The 25,079-nt window shown below is 65.9% G+C and carries 26 protein-coding genes; 10 read left to right on the forward strand and 16 right to left on the reverse strand.

Features of this window, described 5'->3' with window-relative positions:
- Nucleotides 1-504 precede the first annotated feature (504 nt).
- The 10 genes from FQU85_RS00105 to FQU85_RS00150 all read right to left on the reverse strand — a co-directional run bounded on the left by FQU85_RS00105 (nucleotide 505) and on the right by FQU85_RS00150 (nucleotide 10,572).
- Complete coding sequence (locus FQU85_RS00105; protein WP_168219897.1) at nucleotides 505-894, reverse strand: HAMP domain-containing sensor histidine kinase; 390 nt, start codon at nucleotides 892-894, stop codon at nucleotides 505-507.
- A gap of 221 nt (nucleotides 895-1,115) precedes the next feature.
- On the reverse strand, nucleotides 1,116-2,126 hold the full coding sequence (locus tag FQU85_RS00110) for a 3-oxoacyl-ACP synthase (RefSeq protein ID WP_145842652.1): 1,011 nt from the start codon (nucleotides 2,124-2,126) through the stop codon (nucleotides 1,116-1,118).
- Complete coding sequence (locus FQU85_RS00115; protein ID WP_145843651.1) at nucleotides 2,123-3,289, reverse strand: branched-chain amino acid ABC transporter permease; 1,167 nt, start codon at nucleotides 3,287-3,289, stop codon at nucleotides 2,123-2,125. The genes FQU85_RS00110 and FQU85_RS00115 overlap by 4 nt, the downstream gene beginning before the upstream one ends.
- A gap of 154 nt (nucleotides 3,290-3,443) precedes the next feature.
- Nucleotides 3,444-4,433 (reverse strand): branched-chain amino acid ABC transporter permease, encoded by a 990-nt coding sequence (locus FQU85_RS00120; protein WP_240792397.1) that lies wholly within the window; start codon nucleotides 4,431-4,433, stop codon nucleotides 3,444-3,446.
- A gap of 17 nt (nucleotides 4,434-4,450) precedes the next feature.
- Nucleotides 4,451-5,149 (reverse strand): ABC transporter ATP-binding protein, encoded by a 699-nt coding sequence (locus FQU85_RS00125; protein WP_145842669.1) that lies wholly within the window; start codon nucleotides 5,147-5,149, stop codon nucleotides 4,451-4,453.
- The gene (locus FQU85_RS00130; RefSeq protein WP_145842678.1) at nucleotides 5,146-5,919 is read right to left on the reverse strand and encodes an ABC transporter ATP-binding protein; all 774 of its coding nucleotides are present in this window, start codon (nucleotides 5,917-5,919) and stop codon (nucleotides 5,146-5,148) included. Before FQU85_RS00130 ends, FQU85_RS00125 begins: the two co-directional genes overlap by 4 nt.
- The gene (locus FQU85_RS00135) at nucleotides 5,920-7,320 is read right to left on the reverse strand and encodes an ABC transporter substrate-binding protein (protein ID WP_145842686.1); all 1,401 of its coding nucleotides are present in this window, start codon (nucleotides 7,318-7,320) and stop codon (nucleotides 5,920-5,922) included.
- 80 nt (nucleotides 7,321-7,400) lie between these two features.
- Nucleotides 7,401-8,102 carry a helix-turn-helix domain-containing protein gene (locus FQU85_RS00140; RefSeq protein WP_145842694.1) on the reverse strand — a complete coding sequence of 234 codons (702 nt, stop codon included), beginning with the start codon at nucleotides 8,100-8,102 and terminating at the stop codon, nucleotides 7,401-7,403.
- A gap of 84 nt (nucleotides 8,103-8,186) precedes the next feature.
- Nucleotides 8,187-9,779 carry an AMP-binding protein gene (locus FQU85_RS00145; protein ID WP_145842703.1) on the reverse strand — a complete coding sequence of 531 codons (1,593 nt, stop codon included), beginning with the start codon at nucleotides 9,777-9,779 and terminating at the stop codon, nucleotides 8,187-8,189.
- Nucleotides 9,769-10,572 carry an alpha/beta fold hydrolase gene (locus FQU85_RS00150; protein WP_145842713.1) on the reverse strand — a complete coding sequence of 268 codons (804 nt, stop codon included), beginning with the start codon at nucleotides 10,570-10,572 and terminating at the stop codon, nucleotides 9,769-9,771. Before FQU85_RS00150 ends, FQU85_RS00145 begins: the two co-directional genes overlap by 11 nt.
- A gap of 88 nt (nucleotides 10,573-10,660) precedes the next feature.
- On the opposite strand from FQU85_RS00150, the gene FQU85_RS00155 reads away from it, so the two are divergent.
- Nucleotides 10,661-11,071, forward strand: a complete 411-nt coding sequence (locus FQU85_RS00155) for a MaoC family dehydratase (protein WP_145842722.1) — start codon at nucleotides 10,661-10,663, stop codon at nucleotides 11,069-11,071.
- Nucleotides 11,072-11,524: 453 nt separating this feature from the next.
- On the opposite strand, the gene FQU85_RS00160 is transcribed toward FQU85_RS00155, so the two are convergent.
- Nucleotides 11,525-12,097 carry a hypothetical protein gene (locus FQU85_RS00160; RefSeq protein WP_145842732.1) on the reverse strand — a complete coding sequence of 191 codons (573 nt, stop codon included), beginning with the start codon at nucleotides 12,095-12,097 and terminating at the stop codon, nucleotides 11,525-11,527.
- A 201-nt stretch (nucleotides 12,098-12,298) separates the two neighbouring features.
- Here FQU85_RS00160 and FQU85_RS00165 point away from each other — a divergent pair, with 201 nt between their 5' ends.
- The gene (locus FQU85_RS00165) at nucleotides 12,299-13,750 is read left to right on the forward strand and encodes an amidohydrolase family protein (protein WP_145842742.1); all 1,452 of its coding nucleotides are present in this window, start codon (nucleotides 12,299-12,301) and stop codon (nucleotides 13,748-13,750) included.
- A 173-nt stretch (nucleotides 13,751-13,923) separates the two neighbouring features.
- On the opposite strand, the gene FQU85_RS00170 is transcribed toward FQU85_RS00165, so the two are convergent.
- Nucleotides 13,924-14,313: a hypothetical protein gene (locus FQU85_RS00170; RefSeq protein ID WP_206022014.1), complete on the reverse strand. Its 390-nt coding sequence runs from the start codon at nucleotides 14,311-14,313 to the stop codon at nucleotides 13,924-13,926.
- 410 nt (nucleotides 14,314-14,723) lie between these two features.
- On the opposite strand from FQU85_RS00170, the gene FQU85_RS00175 reads away from it, so the two are divergent.
- Entirely contained in the window at nucleotides 14,724-14,924 is a 201-nt protein-coding gene (locus FQU85_RS00175) for a hypothetical protein (protein WP_145842751.1), read from the forward strand.
- Between the two features lie 134 nt (nucleotides 14,925-15,058).
- Nucleotides 15,059-15,256: a hypothetical protein gene (locus FQU85_RS00180; RefSeq protein ID WP_145842762.1), complete on the forward strand. Its 198-nt coding sequence runs from the start codon at nucleotides 15,059-15,061 to the stop codon at nucleotides 15,254-15,256.
- 6 nt (nucleotides 15,257-15,262) lie between these two features.
- Here the strand turns inward: FQU85_RS00180 and cydB are convergent, their stop codons facing one another.
- The 4 genes from cydB to FQU85_RS00200 all read right to left on the reverse strand — a co-directional run bounded on the left by cydB (nucleotide 15,263) and on the right by FQU85_RS00200 (nucleotide 19,902).
- Complete coding sequence (gene cydB / locus FQU85_RS00185) at nucleotides 15,263-16,276, reverse strand: cytochrome d ubiquinol oxidase subunit II (protein WP_145842770.1); 1,014 nt, start codon at nucleotides 16,274-16,276, stop codon at nucleotides 15,263-15,265.
- A complete protein-coding gene (locus tag FQU85_RS00190) occupies nucleotides 16,269-17,669 on the reverse strand; it encodes a cytochrome ubiquinol oxidase subunit I (RefSeq protein WP_145843652.1) in 1,401 nt (466 codons plus the stop codon). The genes cydB and FQU85_RS00190 overlap by 8 nt, the downstream gene beginning before the upstream one ends.
- An 80-nt stretch (nucleotides 17,670-17,749) precedes the next feature.
- Entirely contained in the window at nucleotides 17,750-18,439 is a 690-nt protein-coding gene (locus FQU85_RS00195) for a peroxiredoxin (RefSeq protein ID WP_145842778.1), read from the reverse strand.
- Between the two features lie 272 nt (nucleotides 18,440-18,711).
- Entirely contained in the window at nucleotides 18,712-19,902 is a 1,191-nt protein-coding gene (locus FQU85_RS00200) for a rhodanese-like domain-containing protein (protein ID WP_370516749.1), read from the reverse strand.
- A 135-nt stretch (nucleotides 19,903-20,037) separates the two neighbouring features.
- On the opposite strand from FQU85_RS00200, the gene FQU85_RS00205 reads away from it, so the two are divergent.
- The 6 genes from FQU85_RS00205 (at nucleotide 20,038) to FQU85_RS00225 (ending at nucleotide 25,058) form a co-directional block, all read left to right on the forward strand.
- The gene (locus tag FQU85_RS00205) at nucleotides 20,038-21,213 is read left to right on the forward strand and encodes a rhodanese-like domain-containing protein (RefSeq protein ID WP_145842794.1); all 1,176 of its coding nucleotides are present in this window, start codon (nucleotides 20,038-20,040) and stop codon (nucleotides 21,211-21,213) included.
- Nucleotides 21,214-21,236: 23 nt separating this feature from the next.
- Nucleotides 21,237-21,386 carry a hypothetical protein gene (locus tag FQU85_RS13180; protein ID WP_168219898.1) on the forward strand — a complete coding sequence of 50 codons (150 nt, stop codon included), beginning with the start codon at nucleotides 21,237-21,239 and terminating at the stop codon, nucleotides 21,384-21,386.
- 2 nt (nucleotides 21,387-21,388) lie between these two features.
- Nucleotides 21,389-22,378, forward strand: a complete 990-nt coding sequence (locus tag FQU85_RS00210) for a sulfite exporter TauE/SafE family protein (RefSeq protein ID WP_240792393.1) — start codon at nucleotides 21,389-21,391, stop codon at nucleotides 22,376-22,378.
- Nucleotides 22,379-22,646: 268 nt separating this feature from the next.
- Nucleotides 22,647-24,086 (forward strand): dihydrolipoyl dehydrogenase, encoded by a 1,440-nt coding sequence (locus tag FQU85_RS00215; protein WP_145842804.1) that lies wholly within the window; start codon nucleotides 22,647-22,649, stop codon nucleotides 24,084-24,086.
- Between the two features lie 81 nt (nucleotides 24,087-24,167).
- Nucleotides 24,168-24,524, forward strand: coding sequence for a DsrE family protein (locus FQU85_RS00220; protein WP_145842813.1), 357 nt, complete (start codon nucleotides 24,168-24,170; stop codon nucleotides 24,522-24,524).
- 174 nt (nucleotides 24,525-24,698) lie between these two features.
- Complete coding sequence (locus FQU85_RS00225) at nucleotides 24,699-25,058, forward strand: hypothetical protein (protein WP_206022015.1); 360 nt, start codon at nucleotides 24,699-24,701, stop codon at nucleotides 25,056-25,058.
- Nucleotides 25,059-25,079 lie beyond the last annotated feature (21 nt).

A 25,079-nucleotide genomic window follows, 5' to 3' on the forward strand; every position in this document is an offset into this window, starting at 1 on the left:
CATCGCCACCGTTCTCAGACTACCTGTCGCCGGGCCCGAACGCTCCCCGTCTCGCGATCATTCCTGATGACCATTCGCACATTGCACCTGGAGAAATCGTCGATAATCAGAGTACGCGGACGGAATCGCCGACAGAGCCACGCCAGCTAATCCCGGACGCCCCGATTGAGGGGTGTTGGACCGTTCCGGCAGGATTCGCCGTGTACGGTGTGGCCCATCCGAGAACGCTCTCGCCCGGAGAGACAGTCGCCGAGGAATACACCGTCCTCGGGTATCACACGAATACGTCGTGCTTGCCGTCGGGGACGTATCGATTCGAACAGAATCGGTACTTCGGTGAGGGCAATCCGTGGGGATTCACGATAGAGCTGCGCAGGTAGAACCCCCTTCTCAAACGATGGGAGGGCGCCAGCCGCGAGTTGGAGGGCCGATGCGTTCCGAGCAGAATTGAACCGTCTGGTAGTCAACGTTTGAACGGACGTAGTGCTCGATTATACCCACCTATCAGTCGTCGGACTTGATGCCGGTGATCTCGATACGTGCACCGTCACCAGACCCGTTCGTTACGTGTATGTTCCAATTGTGTGACTCTACGACTTGTTTTGAGATTGTCAGTCCTAATCCGGTTCCGTCCGTTGCCGTCGAGTAGCCAGGCTCAAAGATGCGTGATTGCTCGTCTGGGGGGAGTCCTGCGCCGTCATCTTCGATGAAAAACCCGTCCGGGAGGTCGCCAACCGTAACGACCACGTCCTCACCACCGTGCTCAACAGCGTTCCGGAATAGATTTTCGAGCAGCTGCGTGACACGACTCCGATCTGCCCGAATCGACCGCGTGACATCCACTCTCAAGGTCGCTTCTTTCGTCTCGACGTGCTCCCAGGCCTGTTCACTCACCTCGGCGACAGAGATCCCGTCTCGATCTGTGACCGGGTCTGACTCTTGCGTTAGTGTGAGTAACGCTTCGATCAAGGTACACATTCGGTCATGGGACTGTGCAACGGTGTCCAGATGGTCGCAGTCCTCCTGTACCGAATTCAAGGTGGCCCTCAGCGACGTTTCGCGGATTCCGCAGGTCGGGCGAGCAAATAGTCGTGGTTCCGGTGATCGAGCGCGGTCTATCGCCAGCGGAGCGCGCTCGCGGCCCACGTGTAGCCGGTGCCGGCGGCGAGCGCGAGGACGACGTCTCCCGCCTCGAGGAGGCCGCGCTCGCGTCCCGCTCGAACGGCGAGGATCTGGTCGACGCTCTGGACGTGCCCGTAGCGGTCGAGGTAGTGGTGGCCGTCGCCGACGCCGAGCTCGTCCGTGAGGTAGTCGTGGAACGACCGCTTCATGTGCGTGATCGCGGCGAAGTCCACGTCGTCGCGGTCGAGACCGGCGCGGTCGAGCGCCGCGTCCGCAACGTGAAGGAAGTTCTCGAGGGACACCTCGCCGAGGCGTTCCTTCATGCCGTCCGGGTCGGGGACGGTGAGAGCGTGCATGTTCTCAGACACCGTGCGCTCGCTCGGTGGATGCCGGGAGCCGCCCGCGGGCATGACGACGTCCCGGGAGAACGAGCCGTCGGTGCGTGCGGCGTGCCCGAGACAGGACGCGACCGCGCGGTCGCCGGCGTCGCGTTCGAGGACGGACGCACACGCTCCCGACCCGAAGTTGAACATGAACGATGCGTCCGCGTCCGTGTAGTCCACGAGGTCTTCCTCGCGGCTCGCGCCGACGAGCAACGCGGTGTCGACGTCGCCGGTTTCGAGCTGCGCGGCGACCTCGTGGAGCGTCACCGGATACCCCGCGCAGAGCGCGTACGACTCCTTCGCGTACGCGTTCGCGGCACCGAGTCGATCTGCGACGTCCGCGGCGGCCGACCAGACGACGAAGTCCTTGTACTCCGAGCCGTGGTAGACGACGAGGTCGAGGTCTGTCGCCGCGACGTCGGCCGCGTCGAGCGCGTCCCGGGCGGCCGCGACGCACATATCGGTCGCGTGGTCGCCATCGGGCGGACAGACGCGTTTCTCGACGATACCCATCTTCTCGACGACGACGTCCTCGGGGATGCCGGAGCGGGCGGCGATCTCCGCGCCCGTGAGGGTGTTGTCGGGGAGGTACGTACCGAGGCCGGTAAGTGTCACAGTCATGGGCGGAGTCGGTCGAGGTAGTCGGGGACGCGTTTCGCGAGCGGGCCGTCGAATCGGGCGCGGAGCGTGCCGAGGAGGCCGGCCGGCACGTAGAGCACGAAGAGGACGAACACGAGACCGATGTAGAGGCTGGCATGGCCGTTGAGGAAGGTGTTGATCGCTTCGCCGACCGTGAGGCCGTTGTAGACCACGGACTCCATCACGGACGCCGGAAGGTGGTCGCGGAGGTAGGGGAGGAGGCCGCCACCAGCGCCGGATTTCGAGAGGAACTCGCGGACGGTCTCGTCGAACAGCCGGCCGTAGAGCGGGCCGGCGAGCGTTCCGAACCCGCCGATGATGGAGGAGAGGAGGGCGTCGCCGGTGACGAGGAAGTACATCGAGTTCTCGGGTGCGACCGACCGCCGGAACCCCGCGAAGAGGCCGCCAGCGATCGCGGCGAAGAACCCGCTGATGGCGAACGCCGCGAGTTTGAACCGGAAGGGCTCGTAGCCGACGGCTTCGGTGCGCTCCTCGTTCTCGCGGATGGCGAGCATCACTTTGCCGAACGGCGAGTGGATGAGTCGCTGCATCGCGAAGTAACAGACGAGCACCACCAGCCCAACCATGTAGTAGGAGACCTCGGTGCCGTTGAGCGCGACCATCCCCACGGCGACGCTGTCGCCCGTGAGTTGTCCGATCGCGAGGTTGAGCGCGTCGACGCCCGGAATGCCGATATCGAAGCCGGACGGATGGGTGGCGGTGGAGACGGCGGCACCGTCGCGGGGGTTCTCGCTGACGTACCCCCAGCCGCGGATGAATACGTACGCCACCTGGGAGAAACCGAGCGTGATCATCGCGAAGTAGACGCCGGACAGCCGGAACGAGACGCTGCCGACGAGCACGGCAATGACGGCCGCGAGCACGCCGGCGAGCAGGATGGAGACGACGAACGGCGTGCCCGCGGGGAGGAGGGGGAGTTTGCCGTTCGCGACGAGGACGACGAAGTACGCCCCCGTGCCGTAGAAGATGGCGTGCCCGAACGAGAGGTAGCCAGTGTACCCGAAGATGAAGTCGAACGACATGGCGAACAGGCCGAAGTAGAACACGGCGACCATCGTCTCCACCTTCGGGAGCAGCGTTCGGGCTTCCGCGCCGATCGGGGAGGACGCAAGCGCGGCGTATATAAACGGGTAGAGTCCGAGCACGGCGATGACGAGGAGGTGGATCACGTGTTCGCGAGCGTACTGCCGGATCCACGTGCGGCCGGTCGCGTCCGCGAGCGCCGCGCTTCCGGCGGTCGGAAGCCCGTCGTCGTTCGCGGGGTCGTCGTCGCTGGGGCTAATGGTCTCCCACCTCCGCGACGCCGAAGAGCCCCTGCGGGCGGACGATGAGCGTCACCACGAGCACGAGGAAGATCATCATCTCGGGTAGACCGGTGAACGTGATCGCGTTCTGGAACCACCACGTCATCGTCGCGTCGACCATGCCGACGAGAACCGCGGCGACGACCGTCCCGCGAAACGTGCCGAGGCCGCCGACGATGACGACGACGAACGCCGGCAGTAGCGTCTCGTGGGCGAGCGGGAGGCTCGCGCCCCAGACGGGATCCCACGCGAGGAGGAGGCCGGCGACGCCGGCGATCCCGGAGCCGATTGCGAACACGACCGTGAATACGCGGTGGACGTCGATACCGAGTGCGGCGGTCATCTCGTCGTCCTCGCTGCCCGCGCGAACGATCATCCCGTATCGAGTTCGGGTGAGGAACACCCAGACTGCGGCGACGGTGATGGCGCCGATCAGGATCTGGAAGAGCGAGAGCGGGGAGACCGCAATCGGGCCGAGCGAGAGTGCGTCCGCCATGAACGCGGGTTTCGTGCCGAGGGCGTCCTGCCAGTCGGCGACCGGTTGGAGGCCGTAGAACGTCACGACGATGCGGACGAGTTCGTCGAGGACGAGCGCCAGTCCGAACGTGAGGAGTATCTGGTAGATCGGCGGGCGGTCGTAGAGTTCGCGGATGAGGCCGACTTCGACGAGACCGCCGAGGGACGCGACGAGCGCGAACACGACGACGACCGCGACGAAGAACACGACCAGCCGTTGAAGGCCGCCGGTCGTTCCCCCGACGAATACGACCATGAGGAGGCCGCCGAGGTACGCACCGATCATCGTCAGCGACCCGTGAGCGAAGTTCAGGACGCCCAGGAGGGCGAACACAAGTGTGAGGCCGAGCGCGATCATCGCGTAGATTGCGGCTTTCGAGAGCCCGTCGATGAACACGTTGAGGAGCGTCTCGGGCCGGAGGAACTGGCCGAACGCGTCCACGAACATCGGAAGTAGCGTTGTCGTCATGCTGAGAGGTACTGGGTGAGTCGTTCGGAGTCGGTCGATACCTCGTCGGCGTCGCCGCTGTCGACGACTTGGCCGTTGTCGAGAACGTAGAAGCGATCGGCGAGGTCGAGCGCCATCGGGAGGTTCTGTTCGACGAGCAACATCGTGGTATCCCGGCCGGCCTCGGCGAGCGCGTCCCGCACGGTCTCGACGATGAGCGGCGCGAGTCCCTCGCTCGGTTCGTCGACGAGCAGCATGTCGTTGTTCCCGACGAGGCCGCGCGCGATGGCGAGCATCTGTTGCTGGCCGCCGGAGAGCGACCCCGCCTCCCGGTCGGGAACGTCGGCGAGATCGGGAAACGCGGCCCACGCCAACTCGAGGGCGTCGTCGACGCGCTCGTCCGGCGGAACGGCGATCCGGACGTTCTCCTCGACGGATAGCTGCGTGAACACGCGGCGGTCCTCGGGAATCCAGCCGATGCCGGCGTCCGCGACCTCGTAGGTGTCCCGGCCGACGAGCTCCTCTCCCCGGTACGTGATCGATCCCGTCCGGGGCGCAGTCAGTTGGAGGATGCTCCGGATCGTCGTCGTCTTCCCGACGCCGTTTCGCCCCATGAGCGCGACAGTCTCGCCCTCGTCGACGTTCAGGGTGACGCCTTCGAGGATGTGGCTGTCCCCGTAGTACGTGTGGACGTCCGCGAGTTCGAGGAGCGTCACGCGTCGACCCCTCCGTCGTCGCTCTCGTAGCCGCCGAGGTAGGCCCGCTGGACGTCCGGGTCGTTGCGGACGCTCTCGGGGTCGTCGTCCGCGATGACCGCGCCCTGATTGAGCACGACGATGCGATCCGAGACGTTCATGACGATGTCCATGTTGTGTTCGACGAGCAAGACCGCGTGGTCGGTCGCGACGTCCGCGATGAGGTCGATGATGCGGTCGACGCTCTCGCTCGAGACGCCCGCGTTCGGCTCGTCCAGCAGGAGGACGTCCGGGTCGCCGGCGAGCGCGATTCCGACCTCGAGCTGGCGTTTCTCGCCGTGACTCAGCGCGGACGCGACGACGTGCGCCTGGTTGTCGAGGCTGACGCGTTCGAGGATGCGGTGGGCTTCCGCGACGTGCTCGTCGAAGCCGGCGGCGTTCCGCCAGCCCCGCCACGAGTTCGGGCCGTGGGCTTGCGCTGCGACACGGACGTTCTCCAAGACCGTCCGTTCCGGGAAGACGTTCGTGATCTGGTAGGATCGGTGCAGGCCGTGCTGCGCCGTCGCGGCGGGCGACGCGCCCGTGAGGTCGCGCCACTCTCCGTCGGAGCGGAGTTCGATCCGGCCGTTCGACGGCTCGAGCGCGCCGGTGAGGAGGTTGAAGAACGTCGTCTTCCCGGCACCGTTCGGGCCGATGAGCGAGCAGAGTTCGCCGTCGCCGAGCTCGAAATCGACGTGGTCGACGGCGACGAGTCCGCCGAAGCGTTTCGTGAGGTCGGTCGCGCGAAGCATCTACAGCGAGCAACCCATGTCGGGCGAGCCCTTGGGGATCGTCGTCTTGTCCTTTCCGACGGTGGCGACCGGCGTGCTCGGCATGACGGGCGCGCCCCAGTTCGACGACTGCTCGTCCGACGTCGGCACCACGTCCGCGACGGTCATCGCGGATCGCGCCTGATTGTTGTACGTCTGGAACGTGTACGCGTCCGTTCCTTTCGGCGTGTCCGCGACGGTCATGCCGCGGAGCGCGTTCGAGACGTCCTCGCCATTGGTCGATCCGGCGGCTTCGACGGCCTGCACGATCGAGGACGCGGCGGTGAACGTGCCGGACGTGAAGAGGTCGGGGACGACGCCGTACGTCGACGTGTACGTGTCGACGAACGAGTTGTTGATCTCGTTGTCGTACTGGTTCCAGTGGTAGCGCGTGGTGAACGGCCCGAGCCCGGTGTTCTGGAGTTCCTCCCGCGTCAGCGGTTTCCCGAGGACTTTCTGGAGCGTCTGACCGACCACTTGGTTCGTGATCCGGGTGGCGAATCCGCCGAAGACAGTGTAGTCGTAGTCTCCCTGGAGGTACGCGGTGAACATCTGGGGGAGCGTCGAGACTGTGAAGCCGCCGACGATTCCCTCCGCGCCCGCGTCCTGGGCGTTCTGGAGGAGGCCGTCCCACTGGCTGTACCCCTGGGGGACGTACTTCTCGCCGACGATCTCGATGCCGTGGTCTTCGAGGACGGAGCGGTAGTTCTCGACGACCGCGTGGCCGAACGAGTAGTCCGCACCGAAGAGGTAGACCGACGAGACGTCGGACTGCTCCGCGACGTATCGGCCGCCGGAGCGGGCGTCCATCGCGGTGTTCTCGGAGGCCCGGAAAACGTTCTCGTGGCAGGTCTCGGCGTTCGACGTGATACCGGCTGACGCCGCGGGCCCCGCCATTAGCGGGATTCCGGTGGGCTTCACGACGGTGTTGATGACGCGGGTAGCGGCCCCTGAGGAGGTGAGGCCGAACAGCATGTCGACGTTCTCGTTCTGCACGAGGTCGATCGCTTTCGACTGGGCGGTGTCCGCGCTGAACTTCGTGTCGCGGACGACCAGCTCGTAGTCGACGTCACCAACCGTCGTGGTGTATGTGCCGGTGGCGGCGTTCGGAATCGGGCTCGTGTCGCCCTTGTAGGCGAGCCCGGAGTAGAACCCCCAGAGAGCCTGTTGACCGTAGTATTTCAGGCTTCCCGAGACGGGCTGGAGGACGCCGATCTTCAGTTTCGACCCGCCCGTCATCGTCCCGCCACTGGTGGTGTCGCCGGTCGTCCCGCCATCGGTCGTCGTGGTCGTGTTTGAACCGCCACTACACCCTGCAATCCCCGCGATGCCCGCCGCGCCGGCCGCCCGGAGCAGCGCGCGTCGTGACACTGTTTCGGCCATGACACATGTATGTTTCTTACTCCTCCGGCAACAACTGGCGGGTTAATATGTAAACAGCGGTTTGCGGCCGTCGAGCGCGCTTATTCGAGGTCGTCGAGCGCCGTGACGACGCGTTCGACCATCTTCCGTTCCGCCCGGCGGAGGTTCTTCGACGCGGCCGGCTTGGAGACGTCGAATTCGTCGGCGAGGTCGCCGAGCGTCGCCGAGCGCGGGCTCTCGAAGTACCCGCCCTGGACGGCGGATTCGAGCGTGCGGCGTTCGGTCTCAGAGAGGTCGCGGCAGCCGTTGACGAGCGTCATCGCGGCGCCGGCGTTTTGCATGATGTCCGTCATCTCGAAGAGCGAGGTGTCCTCGCGGGATTCCACGCGGAACTCGTTGTCGCGTTCGAGCGCGGCGAGCGTGTCGTCCGCCACGCTCGTGCTGTCGAAGCCGACCCGCCATGTCTCCCGGCCGTCCCGGATGTGGAAGGGGCCGGTGATGTAGCCGTCGTTGCGGCGAATGGTGTCCATCGCGTCCGTCTTCTCGATGACGGTCCGGATCTGGGCGGCGCCGTCGCGTTTCGCGAGCAGGTCGAACGACTGCATGTGTTGGTGGTCGCGGAGCGCGCTGAGTCCGGAGTCGAGTTCGCCCCGGTCGTCTCCCTCGACGACCATGCGCGTCTCCAGGTGTTCGGCGTGCGGATTGAACTCCCAGTGGGACGCGGCGAACGCGATCCCGTGGTCGTCGGTCGTGTCGATGAACGGACAGTCGTACTGACGCATGTTCAGCGCGACGTCTATCATGAATATCCCTGCCCCTTGCCCACTAATACCAACGGAGTGTCATAAGTATTCCTCCTATTCCTTATATGAGCCGGTGTGGCGCGGTCAGTCGCCGAACCGATCCCGTATCGCCTCCCGATCGATCTTCGACGGCCCCGACATCGGCATCTCCTCGACGAACGCGAGCCGGCGCGGCCGCTTGAACCGCGCGAGCCGCCCCTCAAGGAACTCCTCGAGCGCGTCGAGCGTGAGCGACCGATCCCCGCGGACGACCGCCTTCCCCACTTCGCCCCACTCCGCGTCCGAGACCCCGATCACGACGACCTCCTCGACCTTCGGATGGTCGGCGACGGCGTTCTCGACCGCAGCCGGATACACGTTCTCCCCGCCCGAGACGAACATGTTCTTCTTCCGCCCCTCGATGTAGTAGTAGCCGTCCGCGTCGACCCGCGCGAGGTCGCCCGTCGACACCCAGCCGCCCGCGTCCGACTCGGTCGTCCGACCGAACGCCTCGCGTGACTCCGCGGGCGCGTTCCAATACCCGTCCCCCGCGTGCGGTGACGCGAGCTCGAGCTCGCCCACCTCGCCGACACCGACCTCGCAGCCGTCGTCGTCGACGACGCGCGCGTCCACGTGCATCGCCGGGACGCCGACGCTCCCCGCCTTCTCCCGCGGCCACCCGTCCGGCATCGTGAAGTTGTTCGGGCCGCACTCCGTCAGCCCGTAGCCCTGGGAGAGCGGGACGTCGCGCTCCCACCAGCGGTCGAGCACAGCGTCCCGACACGGCCCGCCGCCTGACTTCGCGAACCGCAACGACGAGAGGTCGGTCGACGCCCACTCCTCGTGCTCCGTCATCATCCGGAGAACGGCGGGCACCGCGACGAGCACCGACGCCGACTGCGACTCGACGAGCCCTAGCACCTCGCCCGCATCGAACGTCCGCGCGATCGCGACCGTCCCCCCCATGTGGAAGAGCGGGAGCGTGAGGACGTTCCACCCGCCCGTGTGGAACAGCGGGAACACCATCGGCGTGACGTCGTCCGCACGCAATCCCCACGCCGTAATCGTGTTGATCGAGTTCCAGAGCACGCTCCCGTGAGTCAGCACGGTCTCCTTCGGCACGCCCGTCGATCCGCCAGTGTGGAGAAACAGACAGGGGTCGTCGAGCGACCGCTCCCCAACCCGGAACCGCGAGTCGTCCGCGGGACGCCCGTCGCTGAGCTCCGGCCACGCCGCCGAGTCCGCGTCCGCCGCCGGGAGCGAGCGCACTGTCGGGTCGATACCGCTGTGCTCGAGCGCGTCCGCGACGAGATCCGCGAACGGCGCTTCCACGACGAGCATCGCCGGGTCGGCGTCGGCGAGGAGTTCGCCGAGCTCGCGCGCCGCGAGCCGGTGGGAGAGCGGCGCGAGCACGCCGCCGGTCTTCCCGCACGCGAAGAACAGATCGAACAGCTCGGGCCGGTTCCGGGAGACGACGGCGACCCGCTCGCCGCCGGTGACGTCGTAGTCCGCGAGCAGTCGCGCAGTTCGATTCGCGCGCGCGTCGAGGTCGGCGTACGTGTACGTGCGGTTCGTCGTCGCGTCGAGCACGGCCGTCCGGTCGGGCGACAGCATCGCCCGCCGCTCGCTCCACGCGCCCACCCACTCGTAGGGCCGGGCTCCGTGTTCGTGGACGCGGCCGCCGCCCTCACTGCTCATCGAGGAACCTCCGGATGCGTCCGGTGACGTCGTCCGCGTGCTCGATGAAGACGAGGTGGGGGCCGCCGTCGACCAACTCGAGCGTGCTGTTCGGGAGGCGGTCGTGGAGGGCGTGGGCGTTCTCCACGGGGAGTACGGCGTCCGCGGTGCCGTGCACGACCAACACCGGGAGGGTGAGCGCGTCGAGGTCGTCGCTCGCGTCGAAGGCGGTGACGGCGGCCGCCTGCGCGTTCCGCCCCGCCTCGCTCGCATCGCCGTCGAGCCGCCAGTCCACGATCTCCTCGACGAGGTTCGCGTTCTCCTCGAAGAACCCCTCGGAGACGGCCGGCGTCATCTTGTACCGGAGCTTCTCGCGTTCGTCCGCGTCGGCGGGCGCGTCAAACATGTATGCCTGCGTTTCCTCCGGGACGGGAACCGCGTCCTCGCCGCCCGGGGACGTGCAGAGGAGAACCAGCGAGTCGGCGCGGTCGTAGTCGAGCGCGTACCGTTGCGCGATCATCCCGCCCATGCTCGCGCCGACGACGTGCGCGGACGACACGCCGGCGTCCGCGAGGACGGCGTCGAGGTCGCCCGCCATCGCCTCGATGCCGTACGGGCCGGGCGGACAGTCCGACGCACCCGTGCCGCGGTTGTCGAAGACGATCGTGTCGTACTCCTCCGCGAGCGTGTCCCGCTGCCACCGCCACATCCAGCGCCCGTAGCCCAGTCCCTCGACGAAGACGACGGTCTCCGCCTCCGGCGGGCCGCGGCGGTCGTACGCCAGCGCGACATCGTCGTTGTACGCGGTCGGCATACCAGTGACTGACGTCCGACGCCGCAATCAAATACCAGATTCACATGTTAACCACGAGGACTACGCGGCCCGCGTTCGTAGGTAGCGTATGGCAGTCGCAGCCGTCGGTGAGACAGCGACCGAGGATCGATCGGTGACGCGGGAGACGATCGACGCGTTCGCCGAGGTGACGGGCGACGACAACCCCCTGCATCTCGACGAGTCGTACGCCGCGGACGGCCCGTTCGGTGGCGTGGTCGCGCACGGCATGCTCGGCGCTGGCGTCGTCAGCGCCGCGCTCGCCACACTTCCCGGGGATATCGTGTATCTCGACCAGGATCTCGAATTCGTCGCACCGGTACGGCCGCCGACGACGCTCCGGGCGCGCGCCGCCGTCGTCGAGGATCTCGGGAACGATCGCGTGCGCGTCGAAACCACCGTTCGATCCGGGCCGGACGACGACTCGAAGACCGTTATCGAGGGGACGGCGACCGTCCTCTCGGTTCCCCACGAGGACTGACGCGGCCCCGACCGCCTCCGGTGGGAAGCGGAGGTCAACGGAGCGCCGTGGCCCCGATTGCCAGCGGTGGCGTTCCCGTCTCCCACGCCCTGTGAACAGGCCGCATTGCTGAGCTCGTCTATGCGATGGTGTGGCTCTGGATCGCCGCTCTCCGCCGCTCTGTCGGTGCCGGAGTCAGCAAACCGGTCGTACGCACCACATCGGCAGCCCGCGTGAACCGCCTCGGGGTCAAGCCCCGAGGCACTCGGCCTGCTCCGCCTGTAGAGAGATTGCAGTCGCAGCGCTCACCGGGGCGCTCGGACGCTGTACCGTGCTCACGACTAGCGCCGTCTTATCGCCCGTCCTGGGCGACGCGGTTCTCCCGCACGCGGTTTGACTGCGTGACGAGCGAGCACTCCTCGACGAGGCGAGCGAGACCGGCTGCTGTCCCGATCCCGCGTCTCGTGCTGGTCGCTAGGACGGCCACTCCCCGTTCGAGTTCCAGTGACGCTGCCAGAGGTACCATCCGACGACGAGGCTTCCCGCGTAGAGCGCGAGCAGGAGTATCGATCGACCCTGGGCGAGGATCGCGTACAGCACGAGGAAGCCGCCGAGGACGCTCCCGCCGACGAGCTGTAAGAGCGACCCGCCGGGTGTCTGCGCCTGGAGATCGAGACCGGTCCACGATCGAATCCCTACCAGGACGCCAACGAGACCCGCGGTCGTGACGACGGGGAGCCCGGGGAATGCCCAGAGGGCCGTCGGCAACGCCGGCGCCTCGCTGAGGATCACCGCCCACGCGAACAGACTCCCACCGTACCAGACGATGCCCCGGAGCAGTTCCTCGCCCACGATCCGGTGGCGACCGGACGCTTCGAGGATCCCACCGACGAAGTAGAGAATGCCGAGCGGAGCCACGAAGGCGAGCGGCGGCCCCAGGAATGCGAGCGGCCCATCGACCACCACCGCGAGGAGGGCAAGCAGACCGGCCAGCACCGAGACGCCAGCCCCGTATCGGTGGATGGAGAGGAACGTCTCGTGATCCATACGACCGACTTGTTCGACTCCTCGTAAAAATCTTGTCCGCACCGTTCGGGCGCCGGCCGATCAGCCAGTACGCGCCCGAGAGGCACACGTCTCCGAACCGACGACGCGCACCCATCCCGGAACTCCCGCTGAGTATCTATCGAGCTGGTTTCACTTCACCCACCCCAAACTTGTTCTAACCCGTAGAATATTCAATAGGTAATGGCGGACATCCTGATTCACGATGCGATCGTCCTCACGGTAAACCAAGACCATCAAATCTTGAAGAACGGATCCATTCGCATCGCAGACGGAACGATCCAAGCTGTTGACCCGACCGCACCTGCTGATCGAGACCGATCAGCAGATCGCGTCATTGATGCTGGCGGGAAGGTCGTGCTCCCTGGCCTCATCGATGCCCACCGGCACACGGACTTCACGCTCGTTCAGGGGCTGTTCAGCGAACTCGAAGGCGAGGAGCTGCTGAAAGAAGCGCTCGCATTATATCACAGCGCTGAACCGACGCTGGGGGACGGGTTTTTCGAGGCTGCATGGCAACTCGCCTGTCTCCGTCAGCTCACACACGGCGTGACGACCGTCAACGCGATGGATTTCACTCCCGCACTCGGGGCGGAAGCGATCGGAGACGCCGGACTGCGGGGAGTGATCGGCCCAGAACTCGCGGACTTTCTCAAGCCTGACACACCGGACGAGCAACTCGCTGAGGCCCGAGAATTCATCGAAACGCACCACGACACCTACGAGGGGCGTGTCAGGGCGAGTATCGCACCAGGTGGTGAGGCTGGGTGTACACGAGCACTCTGGGACGGCGTGGCAGACCTTCGAGACGAATATCCCGAATTACGGCTGCACACCCATCTGTACGACTCTGACGCGGCAGATACGATGGCGGCTGGCAGCGGTGCAGACGACCCGCTTGACTTACTCGAACAGTACGACCTTCTCGATGAGCGGACGCTATTGACGCATCTGCTGCACGCTGATCGGGACGACGCGCGTCGCATCGCTGCGGCTGGCGCGCACGTCCTCCACTGCCCGACAGTCTACAGCTACTTTCAGGCCGGGGAGCGAACGTGGTTCCCGCTGCCAGCACTCACCGAGTTCGGTGCGAACATCGCCATCGGGCTTGACGACCCGTTCTGGTTCGATTCCTGGGATCTCCTTCAAGAGGCGAAGCACGCGCGACTCCTCTCGAATTTCGAATATGGCGCGCAGCAGTGGTCGTCGTACGACCTCATCAAGATGCTCACGATCGACGCCGCGCAGGCACTCGGTCTGGACGACCGAATCGGGAGTCTCGAACCCGGAAAGCGAGCAGATCTAGTGATCATTGATATCGATACGCCTCGCCTCCAGCCATTCAGCAATCTCCCGTCAGTGCTGACGAACTCGGTGACGGCTGGCGACATCGAGACGGTGATTGTGGACGGGACGATTCTCATGGAGGACAACCAGGTGAGATCGATGGACGTCGAACAGGTTCGTGCCGCTGCAGCGCGGGAGCGAGAACGGCTGCAAGCCGAGACTGGCTGGGGGACATCCCTCGCGGGAAGCTCGCCACCGGATACGTCGATTCTCCGGCGTGTCTCCGGACGGCCACTGGTGCGCGCACTGAAACAGTACGGACGCGGATTCGTTCACGAGCACGTCTGATACTCACAACGTGTACGGATCGTGCGCCCGCTACCGCGGAGTGCTTGACGCGTGTCGCGTGCGAGAACCACGGAGCGACACGGCGCCAGAGCCCCGAATTCGACGGATTACCCTGGTTACTATCCGCCAGACGAATGCCGGGGAGCGGTCTCCGCGGATCCTTCGTTCGACCATCACCTGGTCGTCTGGTCGAGCGTCTCTCCGGTGGCCCGGAGGTAGGAGGCAACGGCGACAGCACTTCCGACGCCGACACCGATGACGATGCTGGTACCCGTCCCGATGTGGAGGAGGCTGCCGGCGACGACCACGACGAGGAAGCCCGCCCCAAACGTTCCGAACGCGGTGGCCAGCCGGCGACGCCCTGCGGGCGCTCCCCTGTTGGTGCCCCAGGCGACAAGGCCGGCCGCGGTAGCGCCAGCGACCACGCCGACGGGGAGGCCGACTAGCAGCGAGAACTCGATGCGCGACTGCAGCAGCTCGGTGACAACAACCCCGACGATGAGGAAGGTCGCCACGCCGGCGGCGAGCGTGAGTCCGAGGAGTTTGCGGTTCATCTGAATCACTAGCACGTACGGGCCGGTCCGGGAAATACCACGCTCCTGGGTCTCGGTCAGGCGGACGCAGCCCTCACTCCATGCGCGGCGGACTCGTGTCCCCTCTCGCCCGGACAGCCACTGGGAGAGCCGCGACCAGCCCGCCCCCACCCGGGGTATTGGGTGTACTCGCCGATTGGTCTCGGAGCGACTGGGACTGTCGGTCGGCACGTTGTCCCGGCCGTTACTACGGCACGCCTCGGAGTAACGGCCCGGGTGACCGGATCGGTTGGACGACGCCCTTCCTACCACGCCGCCGGAACGCCCCGCCCTCGAAATTATTTCCGCTATCTTCGAAGGGGCGGCGACAACGGTCAATAATCGCACGCTGGCGGCCCCTTTTGGATCGACGACGCGTACGGTCGCTTGTGAGCCACCGCATGAAACCGACAGCCACGCTCGACCGGATCGACACACCCCTGTTCGTGGCTGGGGCGCTACTCGTCCTCGTGAGCCTGACCGCGGCGGTCTGGATGCTCAGCCTCGGCGACGTCGTCACGGCGCTCGGACTGGGGCTGCTCGTCGCTTCCGGTCTGTTGCTGACCGGCATCGGCCTCTCGCCCGACGCGGCGACGCACTGACCGACACGGTTCTCAGCGCCCGTCCCGTTGGATACCTATGTTCGAGCGAGACGATACGCCGACGGCACGCTGCTCCCCGTGGGGACTCGGGAGCGACGGTACCGCTCGCCGCCGCGGCCCGGAGGTGTCTGTTCGTGCCTGAGAACGCGTCTGCCGACGTGGCGACATGGATGCTGGTTCTCTCGGGCGTCGTCATCGCCTTTCTGATCGGGGTCGGCTTGCTCCAGCTACTGCGAACCGGCGACCTGGGCCAGTTCCTCCGCGATCTAGGGATCGGCCTGGTCTTGTTGCTTTTCAGTCTCGGCTTCTACCGGAAGTGGCACGACGCGTAGGCCGACCTACGCGTAGGCGTCCTGCTCCTCGACCGGACCGCTGAACGCCGAGTACAGCACGACGAAGTAGGACACGACGAGCGGTAAGAGCACGCCCGCGCCGATCGTCGAGAGGTTCAGCGGGAGCGTCGACACGACCGCCGCCGTGACCGTGAGACCGGTCGCGGGGTCGATCTGTGGGTACAGCAGTATCGCGACGAGCGCCACGAGGCCGTACACCTGGGCTGCGACCGCCGCGAACGCGAGGTAGTACTGGTCGGCCCGGCCGGCGAGGACGTGGACGCCGGCCAGGAGAACCGTCAGCCCGACCAGCCCCAGAGTCGGCAGCGAGAGGAGCGTGACGTGAGACGCCGAGCGACTGCCCGCGACCAGCGCGGCGACCGCCAGGATCAGGTAGGCGACCTGTGCCAGGTGGCCAAGCGCCCGGGTCTCGAGCCGAACGTCGCCGCGCGTTTTCAGCCCGAGGTAGGCGGCACCGTCGACGACGGTTAGTGCGACGACGGCGAGGCCGACGAGCACGCTGGCGGGCGACGCGACGCCCGTGACGCCGAACAGCCAGTTCCCGGCGAACACGCCCAGGAAGAACGGAGCAGTGATGCTCCCGACGACGAAGGCCTGTCCCCAGCGGCGCTGCCAGGCGTCGTCGTGGCGCTGTTCGTACATCTCCGGCGCGAGACCCCGCAGGATGAGCGCCGCGAGGATGGCGAACATCAGCAGGTAGTGGCGGCTGAACAGGGCCGCGTACACCTCGGGGAAGACCGCGAACAGCATCCCCCCGAAGACGACGAGCCACACCTCGTTGCCGTCCCAGAACGGCCCGATGGCGGCCAGCAACTGCTCGCGCTCGTGGGCGTCGTCCCGCGTTGCGAACAGCGCGCCCACGCCGAAGTCGAACCCGTCCAGAAACAGGAAGGTTCCGAAGACGGCGAAGACGAGCGCGAACCAGAGCCGGGCCAGCGGGAGGCCAAAGAGCGGGCCGTCGCCGAGACCGAGGGTCGTCGCGACGATCGGATCAGTCATCGTTCGGAACGACCTCCTCACGACCGGGCGTGTCGCGTTCGAGAGCCGGTGGTCGCGTCGGGGCCTCCTCCCGAATGAGCCTGACGACGACGTACCAGTAGAGGACGAGTAAGGCGGTGTAGACGCCGACGAAGCCGGCGAGCGTGGCGAGGGCCTCAGCGCCGGTCAGTCCCGCCGAGACGCCGGCGTGGGTCTTCATGACGCCCTGGATGACCCACGGCTGTCGACCGACCTCCGTGACGATCCACCCCAGCTCGACGGTGACGATCCCCAGTACCGACGAGCCGACCAGCGCCTTCGCGAGCAGGTCGTCCTCGAACAGTTCGCCCCGGAGCCAGCGGTATCCGCCCCAGAACGCCAGCAGGATGAACCACATCCCAAGGCCGACCATCGCCCGGAACGCCCAGAACACGATGGCGACCGGCGGGCTCTCGCCAGGAATGTCGTCGAGTCCCGTGATCTGTGCGCCCGGATCGCCGCCGCTCGCCAGTATCGACGCGACGAAGGGGAGCTCGACGACGAACAGATTCTCGGCGTGGGGGTCGATAACGTCCTCTAGACTCGTCGGAAACGCCAGCAATTTCAGTCCGACCGAGGACTCGGTGTCGTACTGTGCCTCCATGGCGGCGAACTTCTTGGGCTGGGTTTCGGCGACGTGGCGGCCGTAGGCGTCGCCGTGGATCGCCTGGAAGGGAGCCGTGACGAGCAGCACTGCCAGACCCACTTTCATCGTCTTACGCCAGAACCGTGTATCGCGGTTCGTCCAGACGTAGTAGGCCGCCACGCCGGTGATGAAGAGCGCGACCGACAGCACGGCCGCGTTCTGCATGTGGATATACATCCACGGGAACCGGGGGTTGGCGTAGGCTGCGATCGGATCGACGAGCGATATGACCGGCTGGCCGCTCTCTCGTGCGACCTCGAACCCCCGGGGCGTCTGCATCCAGGAGTTGGCGATCAGAATCCAGACCGCCGACAGCCACGTTCCGAGGCCGACGAAGATGGACGACAGCATGTACAGTCGGTCGCCAACCTCGTCCCGACCGAACACGAAGATGCCCAGGAACGTCGCCTCGAGCATGAACGCCATCATCCCCTCGATGGCAAGTGGGCCGCCGAACAACTCGCCCGCCGCCGTCGCGAACGCCGCGAAGTTCGTCCCGAACTCGAACTCCAGTACGATCCCCGTCACGGTGCCGACGACGAAGGAGATGGCGAAGATCTTCGTCCAGAAGACCCGGAGCTGTTCGTATACCTGTTCCTGCGTCCGTATCTCCTTCCAGGTGAAATAGATGAGAAACGGGGCCAGTCCCATGCTCATCACCGGGAAGATGATGTGAACGATCGTCGTCAACGCAAATTGGAGTCTGCTAGCGATAACTGGATCGATCATGTGGGGGGGTGAGAGTCGTGGGTTCGGCACTCGTTCGGCGGCGGGCGAGCGCTCGGGTTCCGACGCGGGCCGCTGGCGCGTTACCGCTCGCGCGTCACGAACCACCAGTCGTGGTACTCGGCGTCCTCGCGGTCGGCAGCCTCCTCTTTCCGGGCCCGTGCGTCCGCTTCGGTTCCGGGCGGCGACAGGAGAACGCGGTCGCCGAACGTCTCGTTTTCCGGCCAGTCGGCCGGGGTCGCGACGCCGTCGGCGTCGCTCTTCTGCAGCGCACGCAGCGACCGGAGGATCTCGTCGATGTTGCGGCCGATCTCCATCGGGTACGTCAGGCGCAGTCTGACCGTCCCCTCCGGATCGACGATGAAGACGGTGCGAACGGTCGCGGTTCCTGCTCCGGGGTGGAGCATCCCGAGCCGTTCGGCGACCGTCCCCTGGTCGTCGGCGATGATCGGGAACTGGATGGTGACGTCGAGGTTCTCCTGAATCCACTCCGTCCACTTGATGTGTGAGTGGACACGGTCGATGGAGAGCCCGAGCAGCTCCGTCTGGCGGTCTTCGAACGCTTCGCGGCGCTGTTCGAAGGCGACGAACTCCGAGGTACAGACGGGCGTGAAGTCGCCCGGGTGGCTGAACAGGACGAGCCACTGCCCCTCGTAGTCGTCGGGTAGCGTCCGCTCGCCCATGCTCGTCTCGACGGTCATCTCCGGGAACTGATCGCCGATGCCCGGCGTCTCGGATCGTGCGTCGTCCGTGGCCGTCTCTGGCTGTGACATCCTGTCAGTCGATAGGCCGCCGCCATACTAAGTTCGTGTTCTACGAACTATATTTTCTCGGTCTAAAACTGATATCAGTAAGAGGAGAACATAATTTCCGATATATCTGGCGGCGTCCCACCGGCGCGCTGGTGATAACCCCGTTAGCGCAGACAGGCGACGGCAGCGGTGGAAAGCGCGAGCGCGTGGGCGCGACGAGAACGCCGGGCCACGTACCGTCCGTCAAGACCGCCGTCCCGCCCCGGTCGACAGCTGGCCGGTCCATGGGCCGGTCACTCGCCCTCGCCCTCGCCGTCACAGGTCTCGACGGGAACGTTGACGAGGTTGCCCCACTCGGTCCACGAGCCGTCGTAGTTCTTCACGTTCGGATACCCGAGCAGTTCCGAGAGCGCGAACCACACCAGCGCCGAACGCTCGCCAACGTTACAGTACACAATAATGTCGTCGTCCTCGTCGATGTCCCCCTCCGCAAACGGCCGTTCCAGCGCACGCGGCTGTTCGAACCGGCCGCACTCCCGAACGACGCTCTCCCACTCGATGTTCAGTGTCCGCGGGATGTGACCGCTCGCGCGAGCGGGAGCCTCGACGTCGCCGCAGTACTCCTCGGGTGCCCGGACGTCGATTATCGCGACGTCCTCCGAGAGGGCGTCCTGCACGTCCTGACGGTACGCCCGGACGTGTTCGTTCGGCGGCTGAGTGTCGTACTCGACGGGTGTCACCGACGGGGTCGCTCCGGTCGTCGGGAAGCCGTTCTCCGTCCAGTACTGCTTCCCGCCGTTGAGCAGACGGACGTCCCGGTGCCGGTAGTACTTCAGCGTCCAGTAGACGAACGCGGCGAACTCGTTGAACTCGTCGCTGTAGAGAACGACCGTGCTCTTGGGGGTGATGCCTCGCTCGCCCAGCAGCGTTTCGAGCCGATCGGCGTCCGGGATCGTCCGCGTGCCGGCGTCGGAGAAGTCCGCTCGCGGGTCGAGTTCGACCGCGCCCGGAATGTGCCCCTCGTCGTACTCGGTGGAAACCTCGACGAGGCGGAAGCTCGGATCGTCTCGCTTGAACTCGTCGAGTCGCTCGTGGGTGCTGTCCGGCCGTACGAGAACCTGTTCGGGATAGCCGGTACGGTCGTGTCCGACCGACCGGTAACTGATGCTGTAACAGGTCTGGCGCCCGTCGTGGAGGGCCGGCGCGGTTTCGACCAGTCCTTCGTCTTCGAGTTTCGTGAGGCCGTACCGGGCCGTCCGCGAGCCAAGCAGCGTCTCTTCGGTGATCTGTTTCAGCGTCATCGACCCTTCCCGCGACAGCGTCTTGTAGATAAACTTCGAACTCGGCGGGAGGTCTACCAGGGCCTCCTCGACGTCTGAGCGTTGCATTGGTCTTGCAAGTCTCTCTAGCGCCGTAGGCGTAAAGACGCTATTGGTCCCCTCGGCGTCAGTGTCACGTTCGGCCGACCGGATGGAGCCGCTCATACCGTGACACCCGACTCAACTACCGGAAGTTATTTCGTTTACTTCGGGGTCTTAGGTCCGTCTCCCGGATTCTCCCGCTAATTTTTTTCGCTGCTCGAACCGTTTTACGTGGGCCATCAGTACAATACAGTGACGATGGTCGAGACAATCACGGCAGACGAACTACGAGATATGATCGACGCGGACGAGGACATCGTCCTCTACGACACCCGATCACCGGACAGCTTCGAAGACTGGCACATCGCCGGCGCCGAAAACGTCGAGTTCTCGAGCACCGACGACGAACTGCTCGGCACGTTCGACCCCGACGAACTCGACGCGGGCGACACAGTCGTCACCATCTGTGCGACCGGAAACTCCGCAAGCAGCTTCGCCGAGTTCCTCGAACGCGAGGGGCACGCTCACGACGTCAAGACCGTCGACGGCGGCATGGAAGCCTGGAGCATGGTGTACGACACCGTTCCGATCGCCACCCAGAACGACGACCTCGTCGTCCTGCAACTCCAGCGCCGCTCGAAGGGCTGTCTGGGATACGTCGTCGGCTCGAAACGTGCTGGTGAGGCCGCGCTCGTCGACGTGACCCGCGCGACCGACGCGTTCCTCGACGCCGCCAGCGACTACGGACTGAAAGTCACGCGCGTCCTCGACACGCACATCCACGCCGACCACATCTCGAAGGGGCGAGAGCTCGCTGACCGACTCGGGGTTCCCTACCACCTCGGGAAGCCCGCGGAGACGCGCGAGCCCGCCTTCGAGTTCGACCCCATCGAGCCCAACGACGTGGTGGAACTCGGGGACGTAGAGATCAAGGCAGTGCACACGCCGGGGCACACCACGGGCATGACCTCGTATCTCGTGGAGGACGAGGCGCTGCTCACCGGCGACACCCTCTTCGTTGAGTCCATCGGTCGCACGGAACTGCAGTTCGCGGATCAGGACGCCCGGGACGGTGCGCGCGTCCAGTACGAGACGCTGCACAAGGTCATCATGACCGAGCCTAACGACGTGAAGGTGCTTCCGGGGCACTTTTCGGTCACTGACGACGGGCGGTACATCGACGTGACGCCGGGGCAGCCGATGTTCTCGACTGTCGGCTATCTGTGGGAGAACAACGAGATCCTCCGATTGGACGAAGACGAGTTCGTCGAGCACATGTTCGATAATCTCCCGTCGAAGCCGCCGAACTACGAGCAGGTTATCGCGACCAACGCGGGCGAGTACCAGCCGGACGACGAGGACGAGGCGACGGAACTGGAACTCGGCCCGAACCGGTGTGCCGCCACGTCCGAGAGCGCCGTCGCCGACGACTGATACAAAGCTACGTTCCACTAGTCATGTTTGGAATCGAATCCCTCTCCGGAAACGCACACGCCGCCGCCCTCGTGGGCCTGGTGTTACTCGAAGCGATCGCGCTCTACGTCGGGTACGGCGTCCTCCAACGAGTACTCGGAACGCACGTGATCGACCTGGTGCGGGGTGAGTAGCGATGGACATACTCGGAATGAGCGCCCTCATGCTGGGGACGTTCACCGGCTTCGGCCTGCTCATCGGCATCCTGTTCGGGTTCTTCGGCATGGGCGGCTCGTTCCTCGTCACCCCGGCGCTCCTGGTCATGGGCTTCCGGTCGGAGGTCGCGGTCGGGAGCGGCCTGGCCTTCGTCTTCGGCACCTCCGTCATCGGGGCGCTCCGCCACCGCGGCCTCGGGCAGGTCGACTACAAACTAGCGGCGCTGATGGTCGTCGGCATGACGAGCGGTATCGAAGTCGGGAAGTACGTCATCGAGTTCCTCAGTGCGCTCGGTGCGCTCGACCTGTTCATCAGCGTCGCCTACATCGGCCTGCTGGCGCTGGTCGGACTCATCACGCTCCGTGACGCTCGCAGCGAGTCCACTGACGACGAGGACGGGGTCGCCTCGCGCCTGCAGGACATCCGGATACCGCCGCTCGTCTCCCTCAACGGCGGTTCAACCGTCTCGCTGTGGATCATCCTGGCCGTCGGCTTCGGCATCGGCATCCTCTCGGGCATCCTGGGCGTCGGTGGCGGGTTCCTCCTGATGCCCGCGATGATGTACGGCTTCGGCGTGCCCGCCGCCGTCGCGGTCGGGACGGACATCCTCCAGATCACCCTCTCCGGCGCGTTCGGCGCGTTCACCTACGCCCAGTCGGGCTATGTCAACATCCCGGTCGTCGCCGCACTGCTCGGCGGAAGCGCTCTCGGCGCCCGCATCGGCGCTGCGGCGACGGGTCTCGCCGACGAAGACGACATCAAGGGCTACTTCGCCGCGATGCTGCTGGCCGGCAGTCTGGCCGTCGCCAGCAAGAACCTCAGCGACCCGCTGGGGATCGACGCGCTGGAAACCGTGAGTATCGTGCTCATCCTGGGCTCGGCCTTGCTAGTGAGCGCCACCGTCGTGCTCACCAGCGTCCGCGAACTCCGGGCTGCCGAGGACCCGTCGACCGGCTCGACGGCCGACTGACACCCACTCCCCCCGTTCCGGGCGCGCACGTGTCCGGCGCTTCTTGCCCGCACGGCGTTCCGCGAGCCGCTCGGTGTCGTGTCGCGCTTCGATAGCCGTCCGTCTGTACGGTCGCGGTGCTCCTCACCGTCGTACACCGGCACCGCCTGAAGCGCCCCCTCCGCACGTGACTGTCGGCGGTCGACGACGTCGGTGCACTCGCGATTCGGAGCCGCGGGTTCCTCCGGTAGCTCCGGACTTCTTAACCCCGGCGGTCTAACGCCCTCTCATGGAACAGTTTGATTTTCTGGTCATCGGCTCTGGATCCGGGTTGGACGTAGCGAACGTCGCAGCAAATCGGGGTCAGTCCGTCGCCGTCGTCGAAACGGGCCCGCTCGGGGGCACCTGCTTGAACCGCGGCTGCATCCCGTCGAAACACCTCCTCTATCACGCAGACGTACTGGAGACCATCCAGCACGCCGACGAGTTCCACATCGACGCGGAGGTCAACGGCGTCGACTTCGGGCAGATCGTCCGGAACGTGAACGAGGCGGTCGGAGAAGACGCCGAGTCCATCCGCCGCGGCCTGCGCTCTTCCGACCAGCACGAGCTGTTCGAGGGTGAGGGACGGTTCGTCGACGAGAAAACCATCGGAATCTCCGGTGGCGAGGACGACGGCGCCCGCCTGACCGCCGACACGATCCTCATCGCGGCCGGGACTCGCCCGGCCATCCCGCCGATCGACGGCATCGAGGACGTGGACTACATGACGAGCACCGAAGCGCTCGAGCTAGAGGAGCGCCCGACTCACCTCGTCATCGTCGGCGGCGGCTACATCGCCGCCGAACTCGGCCAGTTCTTCGGCACGTTCGGCACCGACGTTACCATCATCGGTCGACGGCCGACCCTCCTGCCGGACGCCGACCCGGAGGTCGCCGAGGCGTTCACCGAGCAGTACGCCGACCGGTTCACTGTCCACACCGGCCACGCGGCCACGGCGGTCTCCCAAGCGGACGGCGAGATAACCGTCGAGGCACGCGAGTACGAGTACGGCGAGGACGGCGGTATCGTCGAGGACGCTGACCCCCTCACTGTGACCGGCGACGAACTGCTGGTCGCAGCGGGCCGAACGCCGAACACGGATACGCTGAATCTCGATGCGACCGGTGTCGAGACGGACGGCCGTGGCTTCGTCGAGACCGACGACTACTTGCAGACTGACGTCGACGGCATCTGGGCGCTCGGCGATATCGTCGGCGAGTACTTGTTGAAACACAGCGCGAACCACGAGGCCCGCGCGGTCGCACGTAACATCTTCGGGAGCGAGCCGGAACCCGTCGACTACAGCGCCATGCCGTTCGCCGTCTTCGCCTCTCCCGAGGTCGCCGGCGTCGGGACGACCGAAGACGAACTCCAGGCTGCGGATCGGGAGTACGCGACGAACACCTACCGCTACGAGGACACCGCCCGCGGTGACGCGATGAACGCCGAGGGATTCGTGAAGGTGCTCATCGACCTCGAGGGAGAGATTCTCGGCTGCCACATCGTCGGCCCCGACGCCTCGACGCTGATCCAGGAGGTCGTCGTGGCGATGAAGTCCGGGAGCGGAACCGTCCAAGACATCCGGGAGTCGATCCACATCCACCCGGCGCTCCCCGAGGTGGTTCAGCGAGCGTTCTCGGGACAGTTCAGCCGCGGCAGTGGCGGCCGGCACTCCCACCACCACTGATCGGGGCGGTGACACCGGCGTAACCGGATTACCGCTGGGTTGCCGACGGCGTATCCGGTCGCCCCTCCTATCCGCGGTTGCATGACGAAAGCCGCTGTCGTGATTCTGGCTGGCACAGAGGGACACGCGAATCTCGGTCGACTGGTGAACGGTCTCGAGGCGGCGAAAGAGTTCGCCGACACCGAGGGCGACGAGGTCGAACTCATCTTCGACGGCGCCGGGACGCAGTGGATTCCCGAACTCGAAGACGAGGACAGCGACTACCACGAGCTCTATCAGGCGGTGTGCGACGACGCGTCGGCCTGTGACTACTGTTCGGGCGCGTTCGGCGTCGAAGAGGCCGTTGACGACGCCGGCATCGTCACGCTCGACGACCACGACGGCCACCCGAGCATCCGCTCGCTGGTCGACGACGACTACGAGATCATCACGTTCTAACTGACCGACGGAGCCGTCGAGACCGGCGGTTCGGGGACGATCGGGTCGGCGTGCGTGGTGATGGCAGCGTCTCCGGTCGGTGTTGCGAGTGTCGAGAACACAGGCGTCGGTTAGCACTACACGGCCTTTGTTAGAAGCGGGGGTGCGCGTTCTAGGGGGTACGAGAACGCACCGATGCCGGCGGCCGAAGAGCTCTACGACCGCCGCCCGGCGGCCTACGCGAAGTTCGAGGAGAACCGCCAGCAGGTGGGGTTCGAGACCGACACGACCGTCCTGGTCAGTCTGCTCGACGACGAGTACGTGGAACTCACGTTCGACGGCGAGGGGTTCGGACTGGTGCGGTCGCCCGACCTCGACCAGTACGACGGCTACGTCCGCATCGAGGTCGACCCGCGACTCCTGAACTGGCTGCTCCAGGGCAGCGAGAACGCCCACTGGAGCGACGCCAAAATCGGCTCCCATCTCGGCATCGACAAACAGCCGGACATCTACGAGCGACAGCTGTACAACTGCCTCGGCTCCTTCCACGCCTGACCCGGTCGGGTTCGCGCGAAA

The organism is Salarchaeum sp. JOR-1, assembly GCF_007833275.1.
In the GTDB taxonomy this organism is placed as follows: domain Archaea; phylum Halobacteriota; class Halobacteria; order Halobacteriales; family Halobacteriaceae; genus Salarchaeum.

Excerpts from the sequence above, each read along its gene's own strand:
- FQU85_RS00140 (WP_145842694.1), bottom strand. The coding sequence starts at position 8,102 with ATGATAGACGTCGCGCTGAACATGCGTCAGTACGACTGTCCGTTCATC.
- FQU85_RS00155 (WP_145842722.1), top strand. The coding sequence starts at position 10,661 with ATGGCAGTCGCAGCCGTCGGTGAGACAGCGACCGAGGATCGATCGGTG.
- FQU85_RS00135 (WP_145842686.1), bottom strand. The coding sequence starts at position 7,320 with ATGGCCGAAACAGTGTCACGACGCGCGCTGCTCCGGGCGGCCGGCGCG.
- FQU85_RS00190 (WP_145843652.1), bottom strand. The coding sequence starts at position 17,669 with ATGATCGATCCAGTTATCGCTAGCAGACTCCAATTTGCGTTGACGACG.
- FQU85_RS00150 (WP_145842713.1), bottom strand. The coding sequence starts at position 10,572 with ATGCCGACCGCGTACAACGACGATGTCGCGCTGGCGTACGACCGCCGC.
- FQU85_RS00145 (WP_145842703.1), bottom strand. The coding sequence starts at position 9,779 with ATGAGCAGTGAGGGCGGCGGCCGCGTCCACGAACACGGAGCCCGGCCC.
- FQU85_RS00175 (WP_145842751.1), top strand. The coding sequence starts at position 14,724 with ATGAAACCGACAGCCACGCTCGACCGGATCGACACACCCCTGTTCGTG.
- FQU85_RS13180 (WP_168219898.1), top strand. The coding sequence starts at position 21,237 with ATGTTTGGAATCGAATCCCTCTCCGGAAACGCACACGCCGCCGCCCTC.
- FQU85_RS00210 (WP_240792393.1), top strand. The coding sequence starts at position 21,389 with ATGGACATACTCGGAATGAGCGCCCTCATGCTGGGGACGTTCACCGGC.
- FQU85_RS00225 (WP_206022015.1), top strand. The coding sequence starts at position 24,699 with ATGCCGGCGGCCGAAGAGCTCTACGACCGCCGCCCGGCGGCCTACGCG.
- FQU85_RS00220 (WP_145842813.1), top strand. The coding sequence starts at position 24,168 with ATGACGAAAGCCGCTGTCGTGATTCTGGCTGGCACAGAGGGACACGCG.
- FQU85_RS00130 (WP_145842678.1), bottom strand. The coding sequence starts at position 5,919 with ATGCTTCGCGCGACCGACCTCACGAAACGCTTCGGCGGACTCGTCGCC.
- cydB (WP_145842770.1), bottom strand. The coding sequence starts at position 16,276 with ATGACTGATCCGATCGTCGCGACGACCCTCGGTCTCGGCGACGGCCCG.
- FQU85_RS00200 (WP_370516749.1), bottom strand. The coding sequence starts at position 19,902 with ATGAGCGGCTCCATCCGGTCGGCCGAACGTGACACTGACGCCGAGGGG.
- FQU85_RS00160 (WP_145842732.1), bottom strand. The coding sequence starts at position 12,097 with ATGGATCACGAGACGTTCCTCTCCATCCACCGATACGGGGCTGGCGTC.
- FQU85_RS00110 (WP_145842652.1), bottom strand. The coding sequence starts at position 2,126 with ATGACTGTGACACTTACCGGCCTCGGTACGTACCTCCCCGACAACACC.
- FQU85_RS00165 (WP_145842742.1), top strand. The coding sequence starts at position 12,299 with ATGGCGGACATCCTGATTCACGATGCGATCGTCCTCACGGTAAACCAA.
- FQU85_RS00215 (WP_145842804.1), top strand. The coding sequence starts at position 22,647 with ATGGAACAGTTTGATTTTCTGGTCATCGGCTCTGGATCCGGGTTGGAC.
- FQU85_RS00195 (WP_145842778.1), bottom strand. The coding sequence starts at position 18,439 with ATGTCACAGCCAGAGACGGCCACGGACGACGCACGATCCGAGACGCCG.
- FQU85_RS00205 (WP_145842794.1), top strand. The coding sequence starts at position 20,038 with ATGGTCGAGACAATCACGGCAGACGAACTACGAGATATGATCGACGCG.
- FQU85_RS00120 (WP_240792397.1), bottom strand. The coding sequence starts at position 4,433 with ATGTTCGTGGACGCGTTCGGCCAGTTCCTCCGGCCCGAGACGCTCCTC.